Annotated in this window: 19 protein-coding genes and 1 tRNA gene; 3 read left to right on the top strand and 17 right to left on the bottom strand. The window is 73.9% G+C overall.

The features are described from left to right. The first annotated feature begins 59 nt into the window (after positions 1-59). Positions 60-1793 (top strand): DoxX family membrane protein, encoded by a 1734-nt coding sequence (locus AB0G32_RS00585; protein WP_361156123.1) that lies wholly within the window; start codon positions 60-62, stop codon positions 1791-1793. A gap of 84 nt (positions 1794-1877) precedes the next feature. On the opposite strand, the gene AB0G32_RS00590 is transcribed toward AB0G32_RS00585, so the two are convergent. From AB0G32_RS00590 to AB0G32_RS00605, 4 genes are all read right to left on the bottom strand, one after another. Continuing rightward, a complete protein-coding gene (locus tag AB0G32_RS00590; RefSeq protein ID WP_361156125.1) occupies positions 1878-2609 on the bottom strand; it encodes a nucleotidyltransferase family protein in 732 nt (243 codons plus the stop codon). A gap of 146 nt (positions 2610-2755) precedes the next feature. Further along, positions 2756-3211, bottom strand: a complete 456-nt coding sequence (locus tag AB0G32_RS00595; protein WP_361157115.1) for a hypothetical protein — start codon at positions 3209-3211, stop codon at positions 2756-2758. Between the two features lie 214 nt (positions 3212-3425). Then, positions 3426-4562 carry a diacetylchitobiose ABC transporter ATP-binding protein MsiK gene (gene msiK / locus AB0G32_RS00600; RefSeq protein WP_361156127.1) on the bottom strand — a complete coding sequence of 379 codons (1137 nt, stop codon included), beginning with the start codon at positions 4560-4562 and terminating at the stop codon, positions 3426-3428. A 206-nt stretch (positions 4563-4768) separates the two neighbouring features. Next, positions 4769-5764, bottom strand: a complete 996-nt coding sequence (locus tag AB0G32_RS00605) for a WYL domain-containing protein (RefSeq protein WP_361156130.1) — start codon at positions 5762-5764, stop codon at positions 4769-4771. A 113-nt stretch (positions 5765-5877) separates the two neighbouring features. Here AB0G32_RS00605 and AB0G32_RS00610 point away from each other — a divergent pair, with 113 nt between their 5' ends. Continuing rightward, a complete protein-coding gene (locus AB0G32_RS00610) occupies positions 5878-6288 on the top strand; it encodes a DUF3224 domain-containing protein (protein WP_361156133.1) in 411 nt (136 codons plus the stop codon). 78 nt (positions 6289-6366) lie between these two features. Next, a tRNA-Thr gene (locus AB0G32_RS00615) sits at positions 6367-6441 on the top strand. A gap of 119 nt (positions 6442-6560) precedes the next feature. On the opposite strand, the gene AB0G32_RS00620 is transcribed toward AB0G32_RS00615, so the two are convergent. The 13 genes from AB0G32_RS00620 to AB0G32_RS00680 form a co-directional block, all read right to left on the bottom strand. Further along, a complete protein-coding gene (locus AB0G32_RS00620) occupies positions 6561-8372 on the bottom strand; it encodes a DUF2207 domain-containing protein (RefSeq protein ID WP_361156136.1) in 1812 nt (603 codons plus the stop codon). A 194-nt stretch (positions 8373-8566) separates the two neighbouring features. Continuing rightward, positions 8567-9937, bottom strand: coding sequence for a zinc ribbon domain-containing protein (locus AB0G32_RS00625; protein WP_361156139.1), 1371 nt, complete (start codon positions 9935-9937; stop codon positions 8567-8569). Further along, the gene (locus AB0G32_RS00630) at positions 9934-10497 is read right to left on the bottom strand and encodes a phage tail protein (RefSeq protein ID WP_361156142.1); all 564 of its coding nucleotides are present in this window, start codon (positions 10495-10497) and stop codon (positions 9934-9936) included. Before AB0G32_RS00630 ends, AB0G32_RS00625 begins: the two co-directional genes overlap by 4 nt. Continuing rightward, a complete protein-coding gene (locus AB0G32_RS00635) occupies positions 10494-12452 on the bottom strand; it encodes a putative baseplate assembly protein (protein ID WP_361156145.1) in 1959 nt (652 codons plus the stop codon). Before AB0G32_RS00635 ends, AB0G32_RS00630 begins: the two co-directional genes overlap by 4 nt. Continuing rightward, complete coding sequence (locus AB0G32_RS00640) at positions 12452-12904, bottom strand: GPW/gp25 family protein (RefSeq protein WP_361156148.1); 453 nt, start codon at positions 12902-12904, stop codon at positions 12452-12454. The genes AB0G32_RS00635 and AB0G32_RS00640 overlap by 1 nt, the downstream gene beginning before the upstream one ends. A 49-nt stretch (positions 12905-12953) precedes the next feature. After that, on the bottom strand, positions 12954-14876 hold the full coding sequence (locus tag AB0G32_RS00645) for a VgrG-related protein (RefSeq protein WP_361156151.1): 1923 nt from the start codon (positions 14874-14876) through the stop codon (positions 12954-12956). After that, entirely contained in the window at positions 14876-15595 is a 720-nt protein-coding gene (locus AB0G32_RS00650) for a LysM peptidoglycan-binding domain-containing protein (RefSeq protein WP_361156154.1), read from the bottom strand. The genes AB0G32_RS00645 and AB0G32_RS00650 overlap by 1 nt, the downstream gene beginning before the upstream one ends. Before the next feature lie 79 nt (positions 15596-15674). Continuing rightward, complete coding sequence (locus tag AB0G32_RS00655) at positions 15675-16100, bottom strand: phage tail protein (RefSeq protein WP_361156157.1); 426 nt, start codon at positions 16098-16100, stop codon at positions 15675-15677. Between the two features lie 44 nt (positions 16101-16144). Next, positions 16145-19042 carry a hypothetical protein gene (locus tag AB0G32_RS00660; protein ID WP_361156158.1) on the bottom strand — a complete coding sequence of 966 codons (2898 nt, stop codon included), beginning with the start codon at positions 19040-19042 and terminating at the stop codon, positions 16145-16147. A 165-nt stretch (positions 19043-19207) separates the two neighbouring features. Continuing rightward, a complete protein-coding gene (locus AB0G32_RS00665) occupies positions 19208-19366 on the bottom strand; it encodes a DUF6760 family protein (protein ID WP_361156161.1) in 159 nt (52 codons plus the stop codon). Then, positions 19363-19872 carry a hypothetical protein gene (locus tag AB0G32_RS00670; RefSeq protein WP_361156164.1) on the bottom strand — a complete coding sequence of 170 codons (510 nt, stop codon included), beginning with the start codon at positions 19870-19872 and terminating at the stop codon, positions 19363-19365. Before AB0G32_RS00670 ends, AB0G32_RS00665 begins: the two co-directional genes overlap by 4 nt. Next, a complete protein-coding gene (locus tag AB0G32_RS00675) occupies positions 19872-20321 on the bottom strand; it encodes a phage tail protein (RefSeq protein WP_361156166.1) in 450 nt (149 codons plus the stop codon). The genes AB0G32_RS00670 and AB0G32_RS00675 overlap by 1 nt, the downstream gene beginning before the upstream one ends. Before the next feature lie 65 nt (positions 20322-20386). After that, complete coding sequence (locus tag AB0G32_RS00680) at positions 20387-21985, bottom strand: phage tail sheath subtilisin-like domain-containing protein (protein ID WP_361156169.1); 1599 nt, start codon at positions 21983-21985, stop codon at positions 20387-20389. Positions 21986-22285: the final 300 nt, after the last annotated feature.

Here is a 22285-nt window from a genome sequence, read left to right on the forward strand (position 1 = left end):
GGGGTCCGGACAGATCCGGCCGGTCAAGACAGTGTCCTAACGTCACGTCACTCGGTTAGATGAGTGTGGACACCAGAACACCCCGCACACCCACGGGGGACCGCTCGTCGGAAATCGACGACGCTCCCGCGCTGAGCATGGTGAAGGTGCCGAGCGATCCGGCCCAGGTCATCGTCAACCACGCGAGTTTCCGCGTCCGGTTGGGTGCCTCGGCGGGGCGGACCACGTCCGCGCGGATCACGCGGCACCTGAGCGCCACCCAGGACACCGCCCGCATCCCCGTCGTGGGCGCCGCCGAGCGCGCGGGCGCGCCCGCGCGGCGCCGGGCCGTCGTCTGGAGCGGCCGGTCGGACCCGGACGACTCCGGTGCCCACCGGCTGCTCCAGGCGGTACGGGCCGGCGCCGCGCCCGCCGACGCCGGGACCACCCAGGTCATCCCGCGCGTCGACGGCGGCGTCGCGGGCGGCGGCGGATACGGCGACCAGTACGACGACCGCGACGACGACCTCGGCCCGGGGACCGTCCCGACCCCCGTCGTCGGCGCCCAGCGCACCGGCGGCCGGGGCGACGGCACCCGGCTGCTGCCCGCCATGCGCACCGTCGGCAGCGCCTACGACGAACCCGCCTTCCAGCCGCCCGGCTATCCGGCGGACGGCTACCAGCACGGCTACGAGGACGACCTCGACGCGGCGGACCCGCACACCGGCCGGCCCGCCGACGACCCCGCCCGGCACGCCTACTACCCCGGCCGCCGGATGAACCTCGGCGTCGTGCTGCTGCCGCTGCGCGTCTTCCTCGGCTTCATCTCCGTCTACGCCGGCATGGGCAAGCTCTGCGACCCGGTCTACTTCGACGGCGGCGAGCGCGGCTCCATGGTGAAGTGGCTGAACACCCTGCACCCGTGGGAAGTCGCCGAGCCGCTGCGGCAGTTCGCGCTCGCCCACCCGGTCGGCTCCGGGCTGGTCATCGCCTTCCTCCAGGTCATCGTCGGCGTGCTGACCGTGCTCGGCTGCTGGCAGCGGGTGGCCGCCGCGGTCGGCGCCTTCCTGTCGGCGGCCCTGCTGCTCACCGTGAGCTGGAAGAGCGTCCCCGTCTACGACGCGCCCGACATCATCTACTTGGCCGCCTGGTCGCCGCTGGTCATCGCCGGCGCGCCGGTCTACTCCGTCGACGGCCGGCTCGCCGGCGGCGCCTGGCGGCGGCTCGGCCCCCGCGCCCACATCTGGGACCTGCGCCGGTACGTGCTGCGCCGCGGGGCCCTGATCACCTTCCTGGTGACCGGCGTGACGCTGCTGGTCGGCTCGCTGCTCGGCGGTGCCGTGCGCGACGCGGACCGGGTGGTGGTGCCCGGCCCCGGCGAGGGACCGCGCAACGAACTGCCGGGCTCCGCGCTCCCCGCCGACCCCGGCGAGCGGAAGGGCGGCGGCCCCGAGGCGCCGGCCGGTTCCCCGTCGCAGGGCGCGACCGCCGGCACGACGACCGGTCCCAGCGGTGCCGCGTCCACGCCGGGCGCGACCCGCGAGACGGACAGCGGTGCCGCCACCGGCGGTACGCCGAGCCAGACCCAGGGCGCCACCGGCGGGCAGGCCCCGCCGCAGCAGTCCGCGCCGGCCGGACAGGCCCCGAGCACCAGCGCCGGTCCGTCCGGCGGCGGGGCCGGCCCGGGCGCCGGAACCGGTGCCGCGACCGGCGGCGCGGGCAGCGGCACCGGCACCGACACCGGGGGCGGCGGCGACGGCGGCGGGGCGACGTCCCCCGGGCGTCCGGGGCTCGTGGGCGGTCTGCTGGGCTGAGTCGGCCGTACCGTACGGGCGGGGCCCGCACCTTCCGGTGCGGGCCCCGTCGGTGTTTCCCGGCCGGTCCGGGCTCAGCGGCGCTCAGCGGCCCTGCGCGGCCAGTTCCTTCGCGGCCTCCGTGAGGTCCTTCGCGGTGTCGATGGCCCGCCAGTAGGACCCCTGCGGGATCGGGAAGCCGGACAGCCGGCGCTCGCGGGCCAGCCGGGGGAACGTGGTCCGCTCGTGGTCACCGCGCTCCGGGAGCAGCGCGGCGAACGCCGAGGAGAAGACGTAGACGCCCGCGTTGATCTCGAACGTGGACGGGGGCGCCTCGATGAAGTCGGTGATGCGGCCGAAGCCGTCCGTCTGCACGGCGCCCCACGGCAGCCGCGGGCGGGCCAGCGCGAGGGTGGCGACGGCGTCCCGCTCGGCGTGGAAGTCGGCCATGTCGCGCAGCGAGAAACGGGTCCAGATGTCGCCGTTGGTGGCGTACCAGGGGCGGTCCGGGTGGGGCAGCCGGGCGGCGGCGTACTTCAGGCCGCCGCCGCGGCCGAGCGGCTCGGGCTCCACGACGGTGGTCACGGAGACCGGCAGGTCGGCGGTGTCCAGCCACTTCTGGAGCACCTCGGCGAGGTGCCCGCAGGAGACGACGACGTCCGTCACGCCCTCCTCGGCCAGCCAGGCGAGCTGGTGACCGATGATCGGTGTCCCCGTGCCGGGGATCTCGACCATCGGCTTGGGCCGGTCGTCGGTGTACGGGCGCAGCCGGGTGCCCTGGCCGCCGGCCAGGACTACGGCCTGGGTGGGGCGGCGGGTGGTGGTCGGGTCGGTCATGGCCGAACCCTACGTGGGTGAGATTCCTCGAGCTGCGGTGTGTAGCGGTCCGGGCCGAGTGGTGCGGTGGTTCAAGGGGTGCGGGGAGGCCGCGGCCTGTCGCGTGGTTCCCCGCACCCCTTCGAGGCGCGCTGCCGGGCCGCGAGTCATCCGTGGGCGGACAGGACGCCGGAGGCGAAGGCCGTGTCGCAGACCGGGCGGGAGTAGGACTGGGCGCGGGTGGGGCCGTAGACGCGGACCGCGGCGCGGCCGAGGGCGCGGGCGATGGAGGCGCAGTGCCGGGCCAGCGACGGGCGGTCGTTGACGGCCTCCTGGAGGTGGGTGAGGGCGACGCCCGGGTCCTCCTCCTGGAGCTCGGTCAGCAGCCGGTCGCGCAGCACCTCGTGCGGGGCGCGGGCGGCGGCCGGCGAGGACGCCTCGGGGGCGGCGGCGTCCGACGCGGTGAGCACCGAGTCGGCCGGGGCGCCCGACCAGTTGACCCGGGTGACCGCGAGGGTCCCGGAGAGCACCAGGACGACGGGCAGGACGAAGGCGAGGGAGCGGCCGATCCGGCGGGCGGGCCCCCGGCCGCGTCGCGTCTGAAGGGCGGTGGAGTGCTTCACGGAGTGCTTCACGCGAGTGAGGGTAGCGTCCGGTAATGATTTGGCGACATTTAGTCACCGGTTCGGGGGATGAGAAAGCGGGGTGACGGGGGTGGGGAGTTGACGAACAGAGGTCGAAATGGGCGGTGTGCCGGGGTATTTGTCGACAACGGGAAGGGCCCCGCGGCAGCGCCGCGAGGCCCTTTTCGTCAACTCGGGTGAATCTGCGCCGGTGTCAGTCGGTGAGCCGCTCGCCCGTGGAGGACGAGAACACGTGGGTCTCGCCCGGCTGCGGCACGACGTGCAGGCTGGCGCCCTTCTCCGGCACCGCACGGCTGTTGACGCGGACCACCAGGTCCTTGGTCTCGCCGCCGACCTGGACCGCGCCGTAGACGAAGCCGTCGGCGCCGGTCTCCTCCACGACGTTGACCGAGACCGCGAGGCCGGCCGGGGCGCCCGCGGTGTCCTTGGCCAGGCCCGCGGCGGTGCCGCCGTTCAGCTCCACCACGTCGAAGTGCTCGGGGCGGACGCCGACGGTGACCGTGCGGTCGCCGCGGTCGGCGGCGGCCTTGAGCGCGTCCCGGTTGACCGGCACCACGCTGTTGCCGAACTTCACGCCGCCGTCGGTGATCGGCACCTCGATGAGGTTCATCGCGGGGGAGCCGATGAAGCCGGCGACGAAGAGGTTGGCGGGCTTGTCGTACATGTTGCGCGGGGTGTCGACCTGCTGGAGCAGACCGTCCTTGAGGACCGCCACCCGGTCGCCCATCGTCATGGCCTCGACCTGGTCGTGGGTGACGTAGACGGTGGTGATGCCCAGCCGGCGCTGGAGGCTGGCGATCTGCGTACGGGTCGACACGCGGAGCTTGGCGTCCAGGTTGGACAGCGGCTCGTCCATGAGGAAGACCTGCGGCTCACGGACGATCGCGCGGCCCATGGCGACGCGCTGGCGCTGACCGCCGGAGAGCGCCTTCGGCTTGCGGTCCAGGTACTCGGTCAGGTCGAGGATCTTCGCGGCCTCCTCGACCTTCTGCCGGATCTCCGCCTTGTTGACGCCGGCGATCTTCAGGGCGAAGCCCATGTTGTCGGCGACCGTCATGTGCGGGTAGAGCGCGTAGTTCTGGAACACCATGGCGATGTCCCGGTCCTTGGGCGGCAGGTGGGTGACGTCGCGGTCACCGATGCGGATGGCGCCGCCGTTGACGTCCTCCAGGCCGGCGAGCATGCGCAGCGAGGTCGACTTGCCGCAGCCGGACGGGCCGACGAGGACGAGGAACTCGCCGTCCGCGATGTCGATGTCGAGACCGTCGACGGCGGGCTTGGTGGAACCCGGGTAGACCCGGGTCGCCTTGTCGAACGTGACAGTGGCCATGGTGAAAGGCCCCCTTCTACCGGCAGGAACGTGCCGGACGATCCGTTGTAGGAAGGAGTTCCACAGCGGAGGACCGGTGGGCGCGAGCGCGCCGGGTCCGCGGTGGTGTCCGTGGATGTTCAGTTGTGGAGGTTCGCGCCTGGTGTAGGCCACACAGGTGAACTGGGTCAGGACGGTACCCCGCGTTCACCTGGTCTGTCAGTACCTCAGGGCATGTGAACTTCGCCGGACCGCCCGTAGCGCCGGGCCAGTTCCGTGACGGTGTCCGCGACGGCCCGGCGCAGCGGCTCGGGCCCCAGCACCTCCGCCTCCGCGCCCAGCCGCAGCAGGTCGCCCACCGCGACCGGCGCCGCCTCGACGGCCAGCTCCACCTCGCTCCAGCCGTCCCCGCCGGGCGGCGGCCCGGCCGCCGCCAGGGCGCGCGCCCCCGCCGCCCCGAACAGCATCGGCAGCAGCCTGCGGCCCCGGGGAGAGATCCGCAGCCGGGCGGTGCCCTGGTGCAGCCGGGCCTCCAGCTGCTGGGCGGACCGCGCCCAGTAGGCGGTGAGGGAGAAGCCGGCGGGACGCTCGAAGGTCTCCTCGGTCACCTCGGCGTCGAGGAAGCGGGAGACGCGGTACGTGCGGGGCGGCCGGTCCGTCCCGGCTGCCACCAGGTACCAGATGCCGCCCTTGAGGACGAGGCCCAGTGGGTGGACCTCGCGGTGCGCCTGCGCGCCGGACCAGCGCCGGTAGCGGGCGCGCAGCGTCCGCTGGTCCCAGACCGCCCGCGCGACGGCCGCCAGGTGCGGCACCGGGTCGGCGTCCCGGAACCAGGCCGGGGTGTCCAGGTGGAAGCGTTCCTGGACGCGGGCCGCCCGTCCGGCGGCCGGGGCCGGCAGCGCGGCCCGCAGCTTCAGCTGAGCCGAGGCCAGGAACGGCCCGAGGCCCAGCTCCCGGGCCGGGCCCGGTGCCCCGGCCAGGAACAGCGAGCCGGCCTCGGCGCCGGTCAGGCCGGTCAGCCGGGTCCGGTAGCCGTCCATCAGCCGGTAGCCGCCGGCCGGCCCGCGGTCGGCGGCCACCGGGACACCGGCCGCGCCGAGCGCCTCCACGTCCCGGTAGACCGTCCGCACCGACACCTCCAGCTCGGCGGCGAGTTCGGGCGCGGTCATCCGGCCGCGGCTCTGGAGCAGCAGGAGCAGGGCGAGGAGCCGGTCGGCGCGCATGGCGGCCATTGTGGCCGGGCGGGGCGAGTACCTGACAGAGGGTGTCAGGTACGGGAGCGACAGTGGTGACCGCACCGCACCGGAGCACTACGCCCGACGGAGAGGACCCCGCCATGCCCGGCACCCGCACCACCGGCCACTTCACCGCCGCCGACTGGAAGGAGCACCCGGTCACCCCGGCCGACGACAGCCCCCGCGTCGCCCGCGCCTCGGTGACCAACACCTTCACCGGCTCCATCGAGGCGGCCGGCACGGTCTGCGAGTACGTCATCACCTACCTCCCCGGCGGCACCGGCACCTTCACCGGCACGGAGCTGCTGACCGGCCGCCTCGACGGCCGGGACGGCACCTTCGCGGTCGAGGAACGCGGCCGCTTCGACCCCGACGGGACCGTGCACTGCGCCTTCGAGGTGATCGCCGGGTCGGGGACGGGAGAGCTGGCGGCGCTGCGCGGGACGGGGGAGTTCACGGCACGGCACGGGGAGGCGGAGGTGGCGTACGCGTTCACGTATGAACTGGGGTGACGGCGAACGTCCTGGCTAGGGGAAACGGGGGCTGTGTACAGTGGAGCCGCCTTCGCGTGCGGCATGGTTGCGCGCGGTGCCTCCTTAGCTCAGTCCGGCCAGAGCAACGCACTTGTAATGCGTAGGTCGTCGGTTCGAATCCGACAGGGGGCTCCGGTGAAGGCCCGGGACAGACGCCGTCTGACCCGGGCCTTTCTGATGTTCCCAAGGGGTCCGCGCCCGTACCCGGCTCCGTTTTGGGTCTCCTCGACTGCCGCCCGGTGCCGGGTGGGTCACCATGAGCCGCCGCCACCGCCGCCCGCTCCGTCGCCCACCGAGGATCCTCCGCCGCCGAAGTCCGACGAGGCCGACGACGAGAAGCCGGACGACGAACTCGGTACGGACACCGGTGTGGTGTTCGAGGTGATGGCGTCGATCACGAGCAGGGCGAGCAGCGGTGTGAGCAGGGACGGGTCCCGCCGGGGCCGGGCCGGGACGGTGGTCGACTCCGTCACGGCGGCCGACCAGTGGTCGGCCTGGCCGAGCGCGACCGCCCAGAGGGTGTAGAGGTCGAGGACACCCGCCGCGGCGGCCTCCTCGGCCTGCCGGGACCCGGCCCCGGCGAGATACCGGCGGAAGCCCTCCACCCGCAGCCACAGGGCGTTGCCCCGCGGCGTCATGGGGCCCAGTTCCTCGGACGCCCCGGTCAGCACGAGACCGGCACCCGCGAGGGCGGCGACGGCCGGCAGCAGCACCGTCCAGAAGCCGTACGGCCGGCCCGCGCCGACCCCGCCGACGACGACGCCGATGGCACCGGCCAGCAGGGCGACCGGGGCGGCACTGGCCACCTTGTCGCCGATCGAGACCGAACGCCGGTCCCGCAGCCCGCGCATCCAGGTGCCGAGCCCGGCGTCGATCCGCTGCCAGCCCCGGGTGAAGGACCGGTCGTAGGAGAGGCCCAGAGTGATCCGGTCGCGGTCGGCGAAGATGTGGTCCAGCACCTCCCGCACCTCACGGTCGTCGCGCGGGGCGTCCTCGCGGGAAGGGCGGGTCAGGACGGGGTGGGGGCCGTCGCCCTCCAGGACGACGTGGCCGTCCCGCACGGCGGTCAGCAACCAGGCCGTCCGGTAGTGCGGGTCGGTCCCCCCAAGGAGGAACCCGCCCTGGGCCGGGGTGAGTTCCGCGGGCGGGGCGGACACCTCGGGGACGAGGGCGGGCAGCCGGGTGATGTCGAGGCGGCGGACCGGTCCTGCCGGGTCCGTGCCGGGACCGGCCGGATCGTCCCGGTGGACCTTCTCGCGTCCGGCCAGCCGCTGCGCCCCCTCGGCGACCAGTCCGCCCAGCAGGACGCACCCGGCCACCAGGAACAGCACATCGAGCAGTCCGGGACGGCCGGTGGACCGCACCGCGCCGGTGGGTTCGGCGGACGCGTCCGGCGCGGCGGCGAGAGCGGCACCGGTGTCCGCGGCGACGGTGACCCCGCGGTGGGCGGCCAGGGCGCCGAACGCGTAGGTGAGCCGGCCCGGTTCCGGTCGGTCGGTCGCGCAGACGGTGCGAGAGCCCGCCCGGCCGCGGACGCAGCTGGGGTCGTCCAGCGCGTAGGGGGCGGTCACCTGGATCTCGACGTCCCTCAGTCCGACGTACCAGCCGGTGCCGACGGCGTTCCAGGCGAGTCGCCCGTCGTGCGCGACATCGGGCAGCCGGTAGACGATCCGGTAGCGGTGGAGGCCGGTGACCGTGCTGTCCGGGTCGCCGATCAGTATCCGGGTCTCGTCGTCGTCCCCGCCGTAGGGCTGGATCTCGTACGGGGCCGGCTCGCCGTCCATGGTGACGTCCACCTCGGACGCCCGCGTCTCGGGGTCCAGGCCGGGGACGTCCCGGTAGATGCCGTGGCGGTAGTCGGTGCCGAAGTCGTAGTCGACCACCTCGGTGATTCTTGCCGAGCCGTCCTTCGCCAGCTCGGCTTCGACCCAGAGGCGGTTGACGGTCTCGGAAGTGACGAACGCGGCGGCGAGGACGGCCAGCCCGCCCAGGACGCATGCGAGGACGATCAGGAGGCCCACCCGCCAGCGGCGTCTGCGCCGCACCTCGTCCACTGCGGTCACGGCTTTGCTCACTGGTTCCCCCTGTCGTCCCCGGCCCCCGGCCCCCGGAGCGCCGCGGGCAGGCTACTACTTCGCGCGCAGTTCGCGATCTTGCTGGTCCGGCTCGGCGAATCCGCGCAACTGCTCAGGAGGCGCGGAGAGTTCAATGGCCCCCGCCGGGAGGCGGGGGCCATTGAACCGGGTGCGCCCGTGGGTCAGGAGCTGCTGCTCTGGGAGCGGCTGAAGAACTCGATCTCGGCGATCGCCACCTGCTTCTTGCTGGAGAAGCCGTACGAGGTGTCGATGGTGAAGCGGACCGCGGTGATCTCGCCGACCCGGAAGGAGCGCTTCTGGGCGCCGGCGGCCTGGTCCAGGGTGAGGCTGCGGGTCTTGGTGGTGCCGTCCTTCATGGTGATCTTCGCGGTGACGCGGTGCGGCAGGGCCGACTCCTGGAGCTTGTCGGCCTTGCTGGAGGTGCCGGAGGTGATCAGTACGTCCAGCAGGCGGACCGGCTCGTTGAAGTGGGCCTCGACCCACTGGCCCTCGCCGGACTGGTTCACGCCCGGTCCCCACCAGGTGTTGCTGAGCTTGTCGAAGAGCAGCTCGGGCTTGTGGCCGGGGTAGGAGCGGGACGCCTTCACCGAGTCCGGGGTGACCGGGGCGCGCTTGGCGAAGTGGTCGCGGGTGGCCTGGTAGCCGTCGGGGATGTAGATGATGGCGCAGATCACCGCGGTGATCGCGATCGCGGCCCAGATCCAGGTGCCGATCCGGTCGAAGGTGCGGCGCAGCCGGGGGCGGTCGCCGGCCCAGGGGGTCTCCTGGGAGCCCCGGAACAGGCGGCGCCACCAGGGGAGCGGGCGGGCGTCCATCCGTTCGTCGCCGGCCAGCGGCATCGCGCAGCGGACGCAGTAGTGGCGGTCGACGCGGTTGGGCGTGGCGCACCAGGGGCAGGGCGGGCCGCTCTCGCCGTCCTGGGGGCCCACCGGCCGTACTTGGGGGCGTTCGGCGATCGGTACGCCGGGGAGGACGGGGGCGACGGCCGGGTCCGAGGGGACGGTGCGGGCCTCGGGGTCGGCGACCGGGACCAGGAGGGAGCGGGCTCGGTGGGCCATCGTGTCGCCCATGTCCGGGGCGACGGGAGTGGCGGGAGTGGCAGGGGAGGCAGGAGCGGCAGGGGGGGTGGGGGGCGCGGGTGTCGCGGATGCCGGCGGGGGCGGGGTGGCGGAGGGGAGGGCCGCGGTTTCGGCGGTGGCGGTCGGGGGCGGTGGTGGGGTGTGCGGGTGGGCGGCTTCCGGGGCCGGGTTCGCGAAGGTTCCGTAGGCCGCGTTCGGGGCGGGGGAAGGGTGGGTGCCGCCCTGGGCCGCGGGGGCCGCGGGGGCCGCGGGGGCCGGTACCGGGGCCGGTACCGGGGCCGGGGCGGGGGTGGGAGCGGGCGCAGGGGCGGGGGCCGGGGTGGACTCCGGGTTCGGGGTGGAGCGGGAGCGGGAGGACGACTCCCAGCTGAGGACGGAGCCGCAGGCGTCGCAGAACGACTGGCCCGGCTCCGCCCGGGTACCGCACTCCGCGCAGAGCTGCTGCGTGGTCATGTCTCCGAAGTCCTTTCGGCGGCGGTCACCTGGACCGTGTAGGGCATGTGAGCGGGGCGGGCAGCCGCCACGAGGGCGTCCAGGCGGTGGGCGTCCGCCGGAGCGGGGTCGGGCAGGCGGACGGTGACGTGCAGGTGCGGGCGCCGGTCGCCGGGGACCGGGCCGAGCGGGCGGGCGCTCCATTCGGCGCCGCCGCTCTCGGTGATCTCGGGTACGACGCCGAAGGCGAGCCGGACCGCCTCGGACAGGCCGCGCCGGGTGCCCCGTACGCGGTGCAGGGCGGCCGCGGCGGCGACGGCGGCGCGCAGCCGGTCGTCGGCCTCGGTGCCGTCGGTCTCCGCGCCGACCCAGTCGCCGAGCCACCGGGTGAAGTCGGCGGGGGCGAGGGACGGCACGAAGTAGGCGTGCAGGCAGTCCAGGACGTTGAGGATCGGCGCCATCGTGTCGTCGAGGCCGCCGACGAACCGCTGCGCGAGGTCGTCGTCGGCGAAGACGGCCGGGAGCATCATGCCGATGGGGGCGGAGGAGCCGAGGTTGTCGACGGCGCCGCGCGCGCTCACCGGTCGTCTCCGATCACGCGGACCCGGTGGTCGAAGGAGAAGACCAGCGAGGGGGCGCTCAGGTCGATGCGGTCGGTGGCGTCGCCGCGCTTGCCGGTGAGCGGGTCGGCGGGGTGCAGGATGACCTCGTCGACGAGTTCGACGCCCGGGACGCGCTGGAGCACGGCGAAGATCTCGCCGGCCTGGACCGGGCGGCCGAACGGCCAGCCCTTGCCGTCGGCGCCGCCGGTGAGCGGGTCGAGGTGGCGGTAGAGGGCGTCGTGGGCCTGGCGGCGCACCTTGTCGGTATCGGCGGCGCGGAAGGCGTGCAGCGTGGCGACGACGGTGACGCCCTGGTAGAACGGCGGGCCGACGGCCAGCCGGGTGCCGATCAGACGCCGCACGTCGAGGTAGCGGGTGATGCGGTCGAGCAGCGCGTCGCCGGGAACCAGCTGTTCGAAGCGGAGCCGGCCGCCGGGGTCGGGCACGGCCTGCGGAACGACCAGGACCCGGACGGCGTAGGCGCCGTGGTCGCTCTCCTCGCCCTCCAGGCAGGTGATGCGGGCGGTCTCCGGGGCGGCGCGGCGGGCGAGTTCCTCGTAGTCGCGCAGGGTGACGGCGCGTTCCTGGGCGCGCAGCGTGATCGGGGCGCGGACCTTGGCCTCCTCGACGGTCTCGCCGTCCACGCCGCCGCGGGCGGCCTCGCGGTTGACGACCTCGCTGACGTACGGGATGGAGGTGCGCAGGATGCGGACGGCGCCGCGGGCGACGTTGCCGGCCCGGCCGCCGCCGGTGCGGTAGCGGCGGGCGCGCAGGACGGCGCCCTTGGGGGCGACCATGCCGTACTGGCGCAGGCTGCCGTCGGGTTCGCGGACCGAGGGGCCGAAGGCTATCTCGCCGGTGGTGGGGTCCAGGGTGATGTGCCGGTCGTCGGGGCGGGAGCCCGCGAAGTGCGGGACGACGTCCCAGTCCACCCAGCCGTCGTGCTCGGCGCTCTGCAGCAGGACCGGCGGGGTGTCGCCGACCACCGGGGCGTGTTCCAGGCGCAGCCGCTGGCCGGGCAGACCGGTGGACTCGCCGAGCGCCTCGTCGTAGACGGTCTCGGCGTGCACGGCGTGCGTGCTGCCGCCGATGGTGCAGGCCTCGGCGGAGCGGACGGTCGGGGAGGTGGTGTAGAAGGGCTGGTCGGCCAGCGGCTCGGTGACGCGGCAGCGCAGCCAGCCGGCCTCGTGGCCGCCGGTGCGGGAGAGTACGTGGCTGCCGGGGACGTGCAGCACGATCTCGCCGGGGCGGTTGAGGCCGCCGGTGCCGTCGCGGTCGACGTCGCAGGACTGCCAGCCGTCCTCGGTCCACGCCTCCCAGACCAGGGGCGGCTGGCGGGGGTCGACGCCGACGCCGTCGACGCGGCTGTCGAGTTCCAGGATGACGGCGCAGTGCGGCACGGCGGCGGTGAGGCCGAGCAGCATGCAGTCGCCGGGGCTCGGGGACTCCGCGAAGCACATGATGTCGGTGCCCTCGGCGAGGTCGTGGGTGCGGTCGGTGACGGCCTGCCCGCGCTGCTGGACGACCAGGTGGCGCAGGGCGCTGGGGACGATGCGCAGGTCCCGGTCGACGGCGAAGACGACGGCTTCCTCGCTCTCCGTGCGCAGCGTGGCGACCTCGGTGCCGACCGGCACGGACACGGCCTCTTCCTGCGGTGCGGACAGCCAGAAGGTGACGTCGGTGCGGGCCGCGGTGGGCGGGAAGAGGGTGATGCCGACCAGGTCCAGGAAGGCGAGGTGGTTCTTCTCCGGGACCCGGTTGAGGCGGTAGACGATCTGGTCGGCCATGTGCGCGACCGTCTCGACGAGGGTGACGCCGGGGTCGGAGACGTTGTGGTCGGTCCACTCCGGGGCGCGCTGCTGGATGTAGCGCTTGGCGTCGTCGACGAACTGCTGGAAGCGCCGGTCGTCGAGGTTGGGAGAGGGCAGGGGCATCAGAGATCGCTTTCGGGGAGGCTGCCGGGGCCGTCGGACGGTGCCGGTGCGCCCGGCTCCTCGTGGGAGGGGATGACGTAGAACGGGAAGACGAGGCTGCGCGGGTTGTTGGTACCGCGGATCGAGTAGCGCACGTCGATGAGGAGGGTGCTCTCCTCGGCGCCCACCGTCACCTCCACGTCCACCACCTCGATGCGCGGCTCCCAGCGGTCGAGGCTGAGGTAGACCTCGTGCTGGATGCGGCCGGCGGTCTCCTCGTTGACCGGGGCGAAGACCAGGTCGTGGATGGCGCAGCCGAAGTCGGGGCGCATCGGCCGCTCGCCCGGCGCGGTGGACAGGACCAGCCGGATGGCCTCCTCGATCTCCTTCTCGCCGCTGACCAGGGCGATGCCGCCGGTCGGCCCGATGCGCAACGGGAACGACCAGCCGGAGCCGACGAACTGCTCGGCCATCAGGGAGCCACCTGCCTTCTGCTACTACGGGTCACGCCTGCCCTACGGGTCATGACGCCCCCGGTATGGGGATCGTGACCACCTTGAAGATCGGGGCCAGCACCGTGAACTGCGCTCCGGTGACCCTGGTCTGGACGGGGGAGGTGACGTTCACGCCGCCGGTGCCGGTGACGTTCGCCATGCCCCCGGCGGTCAGGTTCGCGAGCCCGCCCGCGGTCAGGTTCAGCGCGGCCCCCGCGTTGACCCCGATCTGGGTGGCGGCCCGCATGTTGATCAGGCTGCCGCTCTGGAGCGTGAGCGGGCCGCCGCTCTTGATGGTCAGGGAGCGTCCGGCGGTCAGCGTCATGCTGGTGCCGGCGTCCACCTTCACCGACCGGTTGCCCGTGATCTGGACCGTGCCCTTGCTGTCGATGGTGATCGCGGTCTGGGCCCGGTCGAGGTTGATGATCAGCTTGTCGTCGCCGGACTGGATCCGTACCCCCTGCTTGCGGGCCAGCTTGGCGCTGAGCAGGTCGACGCGGTTGCCGGTGCGGTCGGAGATGGTGTGCCGGCTCGCCTGGTTGCGGCCGCCGCTGTAGAGCTGGACGTCGTTCTTGGTCTCCTTGTCGCGGCCGTTGTAGAGACCGCCGATGACGAACGGGTGGTCCAGGGCGCCCCGGTCGAAGGCGACGAGCACCTCGTCGCCGACGTCCATCGGGAAGAAACCGCCGCCGCCCTTGCCGCCGAGCTGCACGGAGCGGGTCCAGTCGCTGACGTAGGTGTCGTCCAGCCACGGGAACTTGAGCTTGACCCGGCCTCGTTTGAGCGGGTCGGTGACGTCCGTGACCACGGCGTTGGCGACGCTGGGCAGCTTGGGCGAGGTCTCGGCGCCGCCGGAGGCCAGCCCGTACAGCGAGCGCCACTGACGGCCGCTGACGGTGAGCGCGGACTCGTAGTGCTGGCCGTCGCCGAAGCTGTGCCGGACGGAAGTGACGGTGTACTTGCCCTCGAACGGCTTGCCGGTGTCGGCGAGCGCCACCGGGACGCCCGGCCGCAGCTTGGGGTTGCCGCGGACGGCCACCTCCAGTTCGGCGAAGGCGCCCGTGACGTCGTCGGCGAGGGCCTTCGCGGCGTAGGTGACCTCGGCCTGCTTGTCGTAAGGGACGGCGGTCTCGACCAGTTTGGCCGCTTTGAAGAAGCGGGCGGCGGCGCCGGGGGTGGTGCCGATGCTGTAGCCGTCGTTGGTGGTCGCCGGGGCGGTGGCGACGATCTCCTTGGCGAGGTTGACGTCCCAGCCCCGGGCCTCGACCTTGGCGACCTGGTCGGAGGCGGTGACGGCGGTGCGCAGGCGCAGGATGTCGTGCCGGGCCTGGAGCACGAACGGGCTCTTCTCGCCGTCGGTCTGCGGGGACGGCGCGCCGGAGGACGGCTTGGGCGAGACGAAGTTGAACTTGCCCTTGGCGTCCAGGGACATCACCATCTCGTTCTCGTCGGCGAGCCGCGCGATGAAGTCCCAGTCGGTGACGTTGCCCTGGCTGATGAACTCGTACGGCGTCTTCGTCGACTCGATGCGGCCGACCGGCACGCTGTTGAGACCGACCAGTTTCCGCACGATCGAGGAGGCGGTCTGGTTGGTGTACGCGGCCACCCGGCGCTGGCGCAGCAGGCGGTGGCCGAGGTCGTAGCCGCGGATCACGGTGAAGGAGCCGGTGCCGTCGAAGTCGGCCTCCAGGGCGGTGACCTCGCCGGTCAGCAGCGGCTCGGCGGCTCCCTTGCCGTTGGCCAGGGGGGTCAGGACCACCTTGGTGCCGAAGTTGACGCCGAGCAGCTTCAGCAGGGTCCGCTTGGGGTCGCGGAAGGTGAGGCGGAAGGCGGCGGGGACGCCGACGCCCTGGTCCACCCAGCCCTCGATGAGCAGCGGGGCGAGCGTCTTGCGCAGCGCGATGCCGTTGATCTTGACCTGGATGATGTTGGAATACGTCAACGGCGGCATCAGCGACGCACCTCCTCGGTGGCGGGCAGGAGCAGGTCGGTGCCGGTGGGCAGCTGCGCGGGGTTGTCGATCTCGTTGGCCTCGGCGATGGCCCGCCAGGCGGAGGCGTCGCCGTACTCCTGCCAGGCCAGCGACTGGAGCGAGTCGCCGGCCACCACGCGGTGCACGCGCTGCGCGGTGAGCGCGCCGGAGGTCGGGTTCTGGCCCAGGGTGGCGTGCGGCAGCTCGTGCAGCTGGAGCTGGCAGGTGGCGCGGATCGGCACGCCGGAGGTCCCGAACAGGGTGTACGACGCCTGCACGGAGCTGACGTAGGCGGCGAACCGGGCCGTCGAGAAGGAACCCCACTGGAAGATCACCCAGGGCGGGGAGGGCTTCTTGGCCGCCAGGCTCTTGCTCGTCGTCACACAGCAGTCCAGCAGGGAGTCGACCTGCTTGAGGACCTTGTTGCTGCTGGGCTGGTCCGAGCAGTCCAGGAAGATCTCCACGGCCATCTCCCGCGGCACCGGACCCATGAACTCGGGCACCGGCCCGTTGCGGGTCATCGGCGAGTCGGAGTCCTTCCAGTTGGCACGGCGGGACAGGGTCAGCTGCGCCGGGTTGAACTGGAGGGAGAAGTTCTTGATGAGGGCGCCCGGCGAGGTGCTGTCGCCGGTGGGCGGCTCGTGGATGGCGAGGGTGGCGTGGACCAGGCTCTTGCCGGCGCCGCTGCTCTTGGCCATGAGGTGTGCCGCTCCTTTCGTCTGCTGATTCCGCTGGTTCCGCTGGGTTCGACGGTTCCGCTGGGTTCGCTGGTTTCGCTCAGTCCGTGAAGCCGTGGTGGGCGATCTCCAGGACCTCGTTGGCGACGGCCGGGCTGCCGGGGTCGAAGGACGGGCCCTGCCAGCTGACCGGCAGGACTTCCAGCAGCCCCCAGCGGGCGATCTCGGAACCGTCCGCGCGCCGGGCCACGATGGTGCCGGTGGGCCGCTTGATCCCGGTCTGGATGGAGGAGATCCACTTGGCGACCTTGGTGGTGTCCGGGGTGAGCGGACGGGTCAGCCGGACGTTGGAGAAGGTGACGCGGGTCGGCAACTGCCAGACGAAGCCGTTGTTGCCGCCTTCCTGGCGCTGCTCGACCTCCACCTGGGACGACAGGCCCTCGCAGCCGTTCCAGTAGCCGAGGCTCTGGCCGTCGATCGAGAGGGAGAACCAGATGGTGGAGCCCGGGTCCTTACGGGAGGGCATCGAGGGTCGGCCTTTCTGTCGGAACGGTCACAGCGGGGAGGAGGTCAGCGGCGGTCGTCGCGGAGTCGGCCGATCCGTTCACGGTCCATCCGGAGTTCGGTGCGGACCAGGCGGGTGACGCGGCCGATGATCCGGTGCACCAGTTCGTCGAGCTGGGAGTCGCTCAGCTCCTTCGGGTTCCACGCGCCGGCCGCCGTCCGGGGGGCCGCGGTCGGCGGTTGCTGCTGGGCCGTCGCGGAGACGGTCGGTGCGGTGTGGTGCCCGGACGGCGGCTCCGCGCTGTACGGCGGCGGTGGCGCGTCCTGCGGCGTGGCGCCGGCGTGGTCGTGGTTGCGGTGCGGCTGGAACGAGTTCAGGGCGGCGGTGGCGGTGGCCGCCGCGGAGGCGGCGAGCGCACCGATGGCCGACCGCTGTACGGCGGTCTGGGCGGCGGCCTGCGGAAGCGACGGGGGCGTCGCCGTGCGCGGCGGGGCGAGGGAGGCGACCGGGAGGGCCGCGGGCGCCGCCGCGGGCGCCGACGCGGCGCTGCGCAGGGGTACGGGGGTGGCGGCGCCGCCAGTGGCGAGGCGCTGGACGGCCGGGGCCGGGGCGAGCAGCGGGAGCGCGGCGGCTGCCGCGGTGGGGTGCGGGCGGCCGCCGGTGACCGGGAGGGCGGCGGGCGGGTCGGAACGGTGGGCCGCCCCGGGGCCCGAGGCGGCGGCCGGAGCGGTGGCCCGCTGGACGGGGGCCACGACGGGGAGTGCGGAGGGGGGCGCCGAGGGGGCCGGGGTCGTGGCGCGCTGGACGGGGGCCACGGGGCGGGCGGCGGCGGGGGGCGTGCTTTCGGGGGACGCCGTGGTGGCCGTGGTGGCCTTGGTGGTTGTCGCGGCCGTGGTGGTTGTGGCGCGCGGGGGCAAGGGGCCGACCGGCGGCAGGGGTGTGGCGCGCTGGATCTGGGGGGTGCCGGGGGCGGAGCCCTGGGGCAGCGGGGCCGGGGCGGGTCCCGTCCGTGGTCCGATCGGGGTGGCGGGCGTGGCGCGCTGGACCGGGGGCGCGTCGGAGGCGGGCGTGGCGCGCTGGACGGGGGGTGCGTCGGGGCCGGGGGCACTGACCTGTGGTGCTTCCGGGGTGGCGGGCGGCGCCGGGATGTCGCCGGGGACGGCGGGACTCGGCGCCGACGCCGCCGGGGCGGAGGCGAGGGGGAGGCGCTGGACGGCCGACGCGGCGGTGCCCGTAGGGGCCGGGACGGCCGGGACCGAGGGGAGCGGGGCGCCGAGGCCCGGCCGGCGGGCCGGACGCGGTGCGTCGGCGGCGGACCGCCGTACCGGGGGCGGACTCGGCGAAGCGGCGGGCGCGGACGGGGCGTTGCCGCCCGGGACAGCGCGCTGCACGGCCGGTGCCGGTGCCGGTGCGGTCTTCGGCGCGCTGGGGGCCGGCGCCGTACGGGTGCGCTCGACCGGGAGGGCGGTGGGTGCGGCGTCGGGGCGCGGGGCGTCCGAGGCGAGGCGCTGGACGGCCGGGGGAGTGGCGGCGGAGGGGCCGGACGGGGGCGTTTCCGTCACCGGTGGTGCGGACGCGGGGCCGTTCGCGGTGCCCGCGCTGTCCGTGCTGTCCGTGCTGCTGCGTTGGACGGCCGGGGTGGGCGCGGGGGCGCTCGGCCCGGCCGACGTCGCCGCCTCGGAAGCGGAAGCGGATGCGGACGCGGACTGCGGGAGCTCCGTGGACCGGCGCTGCACCGGAGAAGGCGGGACCGGTGCGGCCGGCGTGGCGGTCGCGGGCGTGGCGATCGGCAGTGCCGGGCCGGCGGGGCGGCGCTGGACGGCGGGCGTGGTGCCGGGGGTTGCCGAGCCGCGCGGGGCCGAGTCGCGCGCCGACGTCCGGCGCTGGACCGGCGGCGGCGTGGTGGCCGGCGTGGTGGCCGGCGTGGCCGAGTCAGGTGCGGCCGACGTCCCGGCGGCCGTGGACCGTCGCTGTACCGCTGGCGGCGTGGTGCCGCCCGGTGTGGCCGCGGTACGGGCGGCCGTCGGCAGGTGCGGAGTCACCGGGGCGGCCGGCCGGCGCTGCACCGCGGGCGCGGCGGCGCCGGGGTCGGCGGCTCGCGGGCTGGCGGGCGTACCGCCCGGCGCGGCGGCCGAGGGGGCGGTCGGGGCACCGGTGCCGGGCCCGGCGGGGCGGGTCACCGGCAAGGCTGCGGGGTTCTGCGCACGGTCCGGGGCGGGCGCACCGGCGCGGGGGACCGCGCGCTGGATGGGCAGCGCGGTGTCGGGCGCGGGAGAAGTGCGGGGCGGAACAGGACCGGGGGAGGCGGATGCTCCGCCTCCCCTGCCGTCCCCACCGCCTTCATCGCTTCCGCTGCCCCGGTCCGGCGGCGGCGCCGCGGTGGCCGGGGCGGCCCCGCCCTGCGGCGCGGACTCCCGGCGCGCCGTGGGCAACGACCTGCGCTGTACTGCCGGTGCGGCGGCCGGCGCCGTGACCAGGGGCAGGGCCCGGGGCGGCGCGGTCGGCGCGGTCGTCACCCGGATACCGCGCGGCGGCTCCGGTGCCGGCGCCGGCGGCGGTACGTGCGACACCGCGACGGAGGGTGTGGAGGGTGCGGCCGCCCGCTGCACAGCGGGCCCGGAGCGCGACGGCACCGGCCCCGGCGCGTCGAACGGGTCGGCCGGGACGGCCCGCAGCGGCACCACCGGCGCGCGCTGCACCTCCGTACCGGGCGCGGCGGCCCGGGGCAGGGCCCGCGCGGGCCGCTCCAGACCGGTCACCGGCCCGGCGGCGGCGGTGGGCGCGGCGGCCGACGGCGACGGCAGCAGCCGCTCCGGTGCGGTGTCCAGGACACCGAGGGACGCGCTGCTGCTGAACGACGGGTTCTGCCAGGTCGGCAGCCGGCCGCCGAAGCCCCGGTCGGCCACCCCGGAGGAGCCGGCCGCGGACCGCTGGATCGGCGGCAGCCCCGACCACCCGGCCACCCGCAGCGCCGGCGCCGCAGCGGGCGTCGGTGCCGCGGGCGAAGCCGAAGACGGGGCGGGCGAAGCCGACGCCGGCGCCGGGGTTGGCGCAGGCACCGCCGCCGGTCCGGTCACTTCACCGGGGCGGTCGCCCCGGCCGCGCAGACGGTCCAGGAACCCCACAGGTCAGTCCTCCGCCTCGGACCGCGTCACGAACGACGCGATCTGTTCCGTGTACTGGCGGCGGTCGTGGTGCTCCAGGTCCAGGATCGCCTCCAGGTTCCAGTGGAAGTGGTAGGCGACGTACGCGATCTCCTCGTGCAGCCGGTCGGTCGCGTACGTCACGATTCCCCCAGGCGGCTCCCGCCGAGTTCCACCTCGAAGGGCTCGGAGCAGTGCGGGCACTCCACCGCCGCCCGGGTGTGGCCCTCGGCGTTGATCTGGCGGTAGAAATCCTGGAGGAACGCCAGGTCGGAGGCGAACATGCTCTCCACGATCCCGTCGTGCACCGACGGCAGCGTGCCCAGCTGGGTGATGACCCGGCCGAGCAGGACGACCGACAGGTACGCCGGGTTCTCCCGGACCCGGACGTCACGCAGCGGCACGAGTTCGTCCCGTGCCGTCGACAGCCGCATCACACCCTCGCGGTGCACCGTGCCGCTGTCGTCGACGTAGCCGCGGGGCAGTTCGAAGGGGAACTCGGTGCGCAGTGTCTGCCGCGGGGCCACGTCCGCCGGCGGGGCGGCGGCGGGAGCCGGAGAGCTGATCTCCGCCCCCGCCGCCGCCGACCGGTCGGCCGCGGGCGCCTCGGCAACCCTCGCACTGGGCGCACCGACAGCCGAACGACGCATTACTCGACGACCAGTTCTTCGAACACGATGGTCACGGTCTCGGTGAGCGGATTGGTGTCACCCGCCTTCAGGGTGCCCATCACGATCTTGCTGCACCAGGCGTTGCGCAGGTTCCAGCGCTTGACCGGGCTGTCCTCGTAGTCCATGAGGATGATCGTGGCGTTCTTGCGGGCGGTGGCCATCTGGCCGTTCAGCGAGTCGTTGATCCAGGTGGTGAACGCCGGCGACTGGCTCGCGCCGCGCTCGACCTGGACCGAACCGTCCTTGGCCACGCCCGGCATCAGGGTGACGTTGTTGCGGCCGGTGGTGCCCGCGTTCTGCTGGTACTTGATGACGTCCTGCTCGACCTGGAGGCCGCTGACCGAGTTGAGGTACTCGACCATCACGCCGTCGATCTGGAGACCGAAATTCGGTGCTACGAGGACGTCTTCTGCTTTGGGGAGAGCCATGAGTTCGCTGTCCTTCTAATCCTTCTGGAGGGTGAGGGAGGGAGGAGCCGAGGGAGGCGGGCCGCCTACTCCTCCAGCTCGCCGCTGCCGCTGGAGAACTGGGCCAGCCGGAAGATCACGAACTCGGCCGGCTTGACCGGCGAGATGCCGATCTCGCAGATGACCCGGCCGAGGTCGACGGACTCCGGCGGGTTGGTCTCCTCGTTGCACTTGACGTAGAAGGCCTGCTCGGGGCTCTGGCCGAACAGGGCGCCGTTGCGCCACTCGTTGACGAGGAACGCCGAGACGTTGCGCCGGATGCGGGCCCAGAGGTTGTGGTCGTTGGGCTCGAACACCACCCACTGGGTGCCGATCAGGATCGACTCCTCCAGGTAGTTGAAGTACCGGCGGATGTTCAGGTAGCGCCAGGCCGGGTCGGAGGAGAGGGTGCGGGCACCCCAGACGCGGATGCCGCGGCCCGGGAAGGACCGGATGCAGTTGACGCCGATCGGGTTGAGCAGGTCCTGCTCACCGCGGGTGATCTGGAGCTCCAGGTCGATGGCGCCGCGGATGACCTCGTTGGCGGGGGCCTTGTGCACACCGCGCTCGAAGTCGTTGCGGGCCCAGATGCCCGCCATGTGACCGCTCGGCGGGACGATGCGGGCCTGGCCGGTGGCCGGGTCGAAGGTCTTGATCCAGGGGTAGTACAGGGCGGCGTACTTGGAGTCGTAGCCGGCCGTCTCCTGGCGCCAGACGCGGATCTGGCGGGCGTTCAGCCCGGGCGGCGGGTCGATGATGGCGACCCGGTCGCCCATCAGCTCGGCGTGCGCGATCATGCCGAGCTGGACGGCCTTGACGGCCTCCAGGTCGATGGCGCCGTTCTGGTAGGCGGACATCAGGTCGGGGACCGCGACCATGGAGATCTCGTCGATCGCCTCCAGGCCGCCGAAGCCGGTGCGGTCGGAGCTGTCGCCGAGGTACTGGGCGGGGCCGGGCTGGGAGATCTCGTCCGGGACCCGCTCGACGGGGGCGGCCGGGGCGGGCGGCGCGGCCAGGGTCACCGTCTGGTTCTCCGGCCGGGCCAGCTGCGCGGCCGGCGCGGCCTCGGTGACGGTGATGAGCTTGGAGCGCTCCTTCACCTGGGTGACGACGTAGGAGCGGTTGCCCTTCTTGGCGCTCACGTCGAAGGACTCGACCGGCTTCTCGCCGTCCTTGACGATCAGCTTGAAGCGCTCGGCGGGGCCCTCGCCCTCGGGGTCGGCGACCTCGACGGTGAGCGGGCCGTTCTGGCCGGCGGTGTTCGCGGTGACGGCGAACGTGCCCAGCTGCTTGGGCTCGGCGGCGGGCAGCGCGGCCGGGGCGGCGGCGCCGTTCACGGCGGCGGGGGAGGCGGACGCGCCGTTCGCGCCGGCGCCGTCGGCGGAGCCGCCGACCCGGACGACGTACGCGGCCGATCCGCCGTTGTTGAAGAAGCCGTAGACGGAGTGCGCCAGGTAGTACCCGTCGGTGAAGTCACCGAAGGACGCGACGTACTGCGTCCAGTTGGTCACCAGCGTCGGCTCGTTGAGGGGCCCGGTGGGCGCGAGCCCGACGAAGGCCGCCACCGAGGTACCCACTCCCTCGATCGGGCGCGAGCCGCTGGCCACCTCCTCGACGTAGACGCCGGGCGACAGGTAGGACGGCATGCTCTGCTCTCCTCGGGGTACGAGACAGGACGCCCCTCAGCCTCACGCGCGCGTTGCCTCCGTCGAAACGGCCTCCGGTGCCGGACTGGGGGCATTCTCCTTGCCCCTGGTCGTGCCCATTGGGGCAGAATCCCCGGCTTTCCCTGGTGGTCACCCCCAGTTTCTGCTTCAACATCTTGTGTTGAGTGTCAGTTCGCCAGGATGTCATCTCGCTGTCGAGAGCCCGTCGCCCCGCCGCACCGGGGACGGCGCCGCGGAGGCGAGGACGGTGACGGGACCGGCCACGGCCGGTCCCGCCGG

The organism is Streptomyces sp. NPDC023723, assembly GCF_040639815.1.
Classification (GTDB): Bacteria; Actinomycetota; Actinomycetes; order Streptomycetales; family Streptomycetaceae; genus Streptomyces.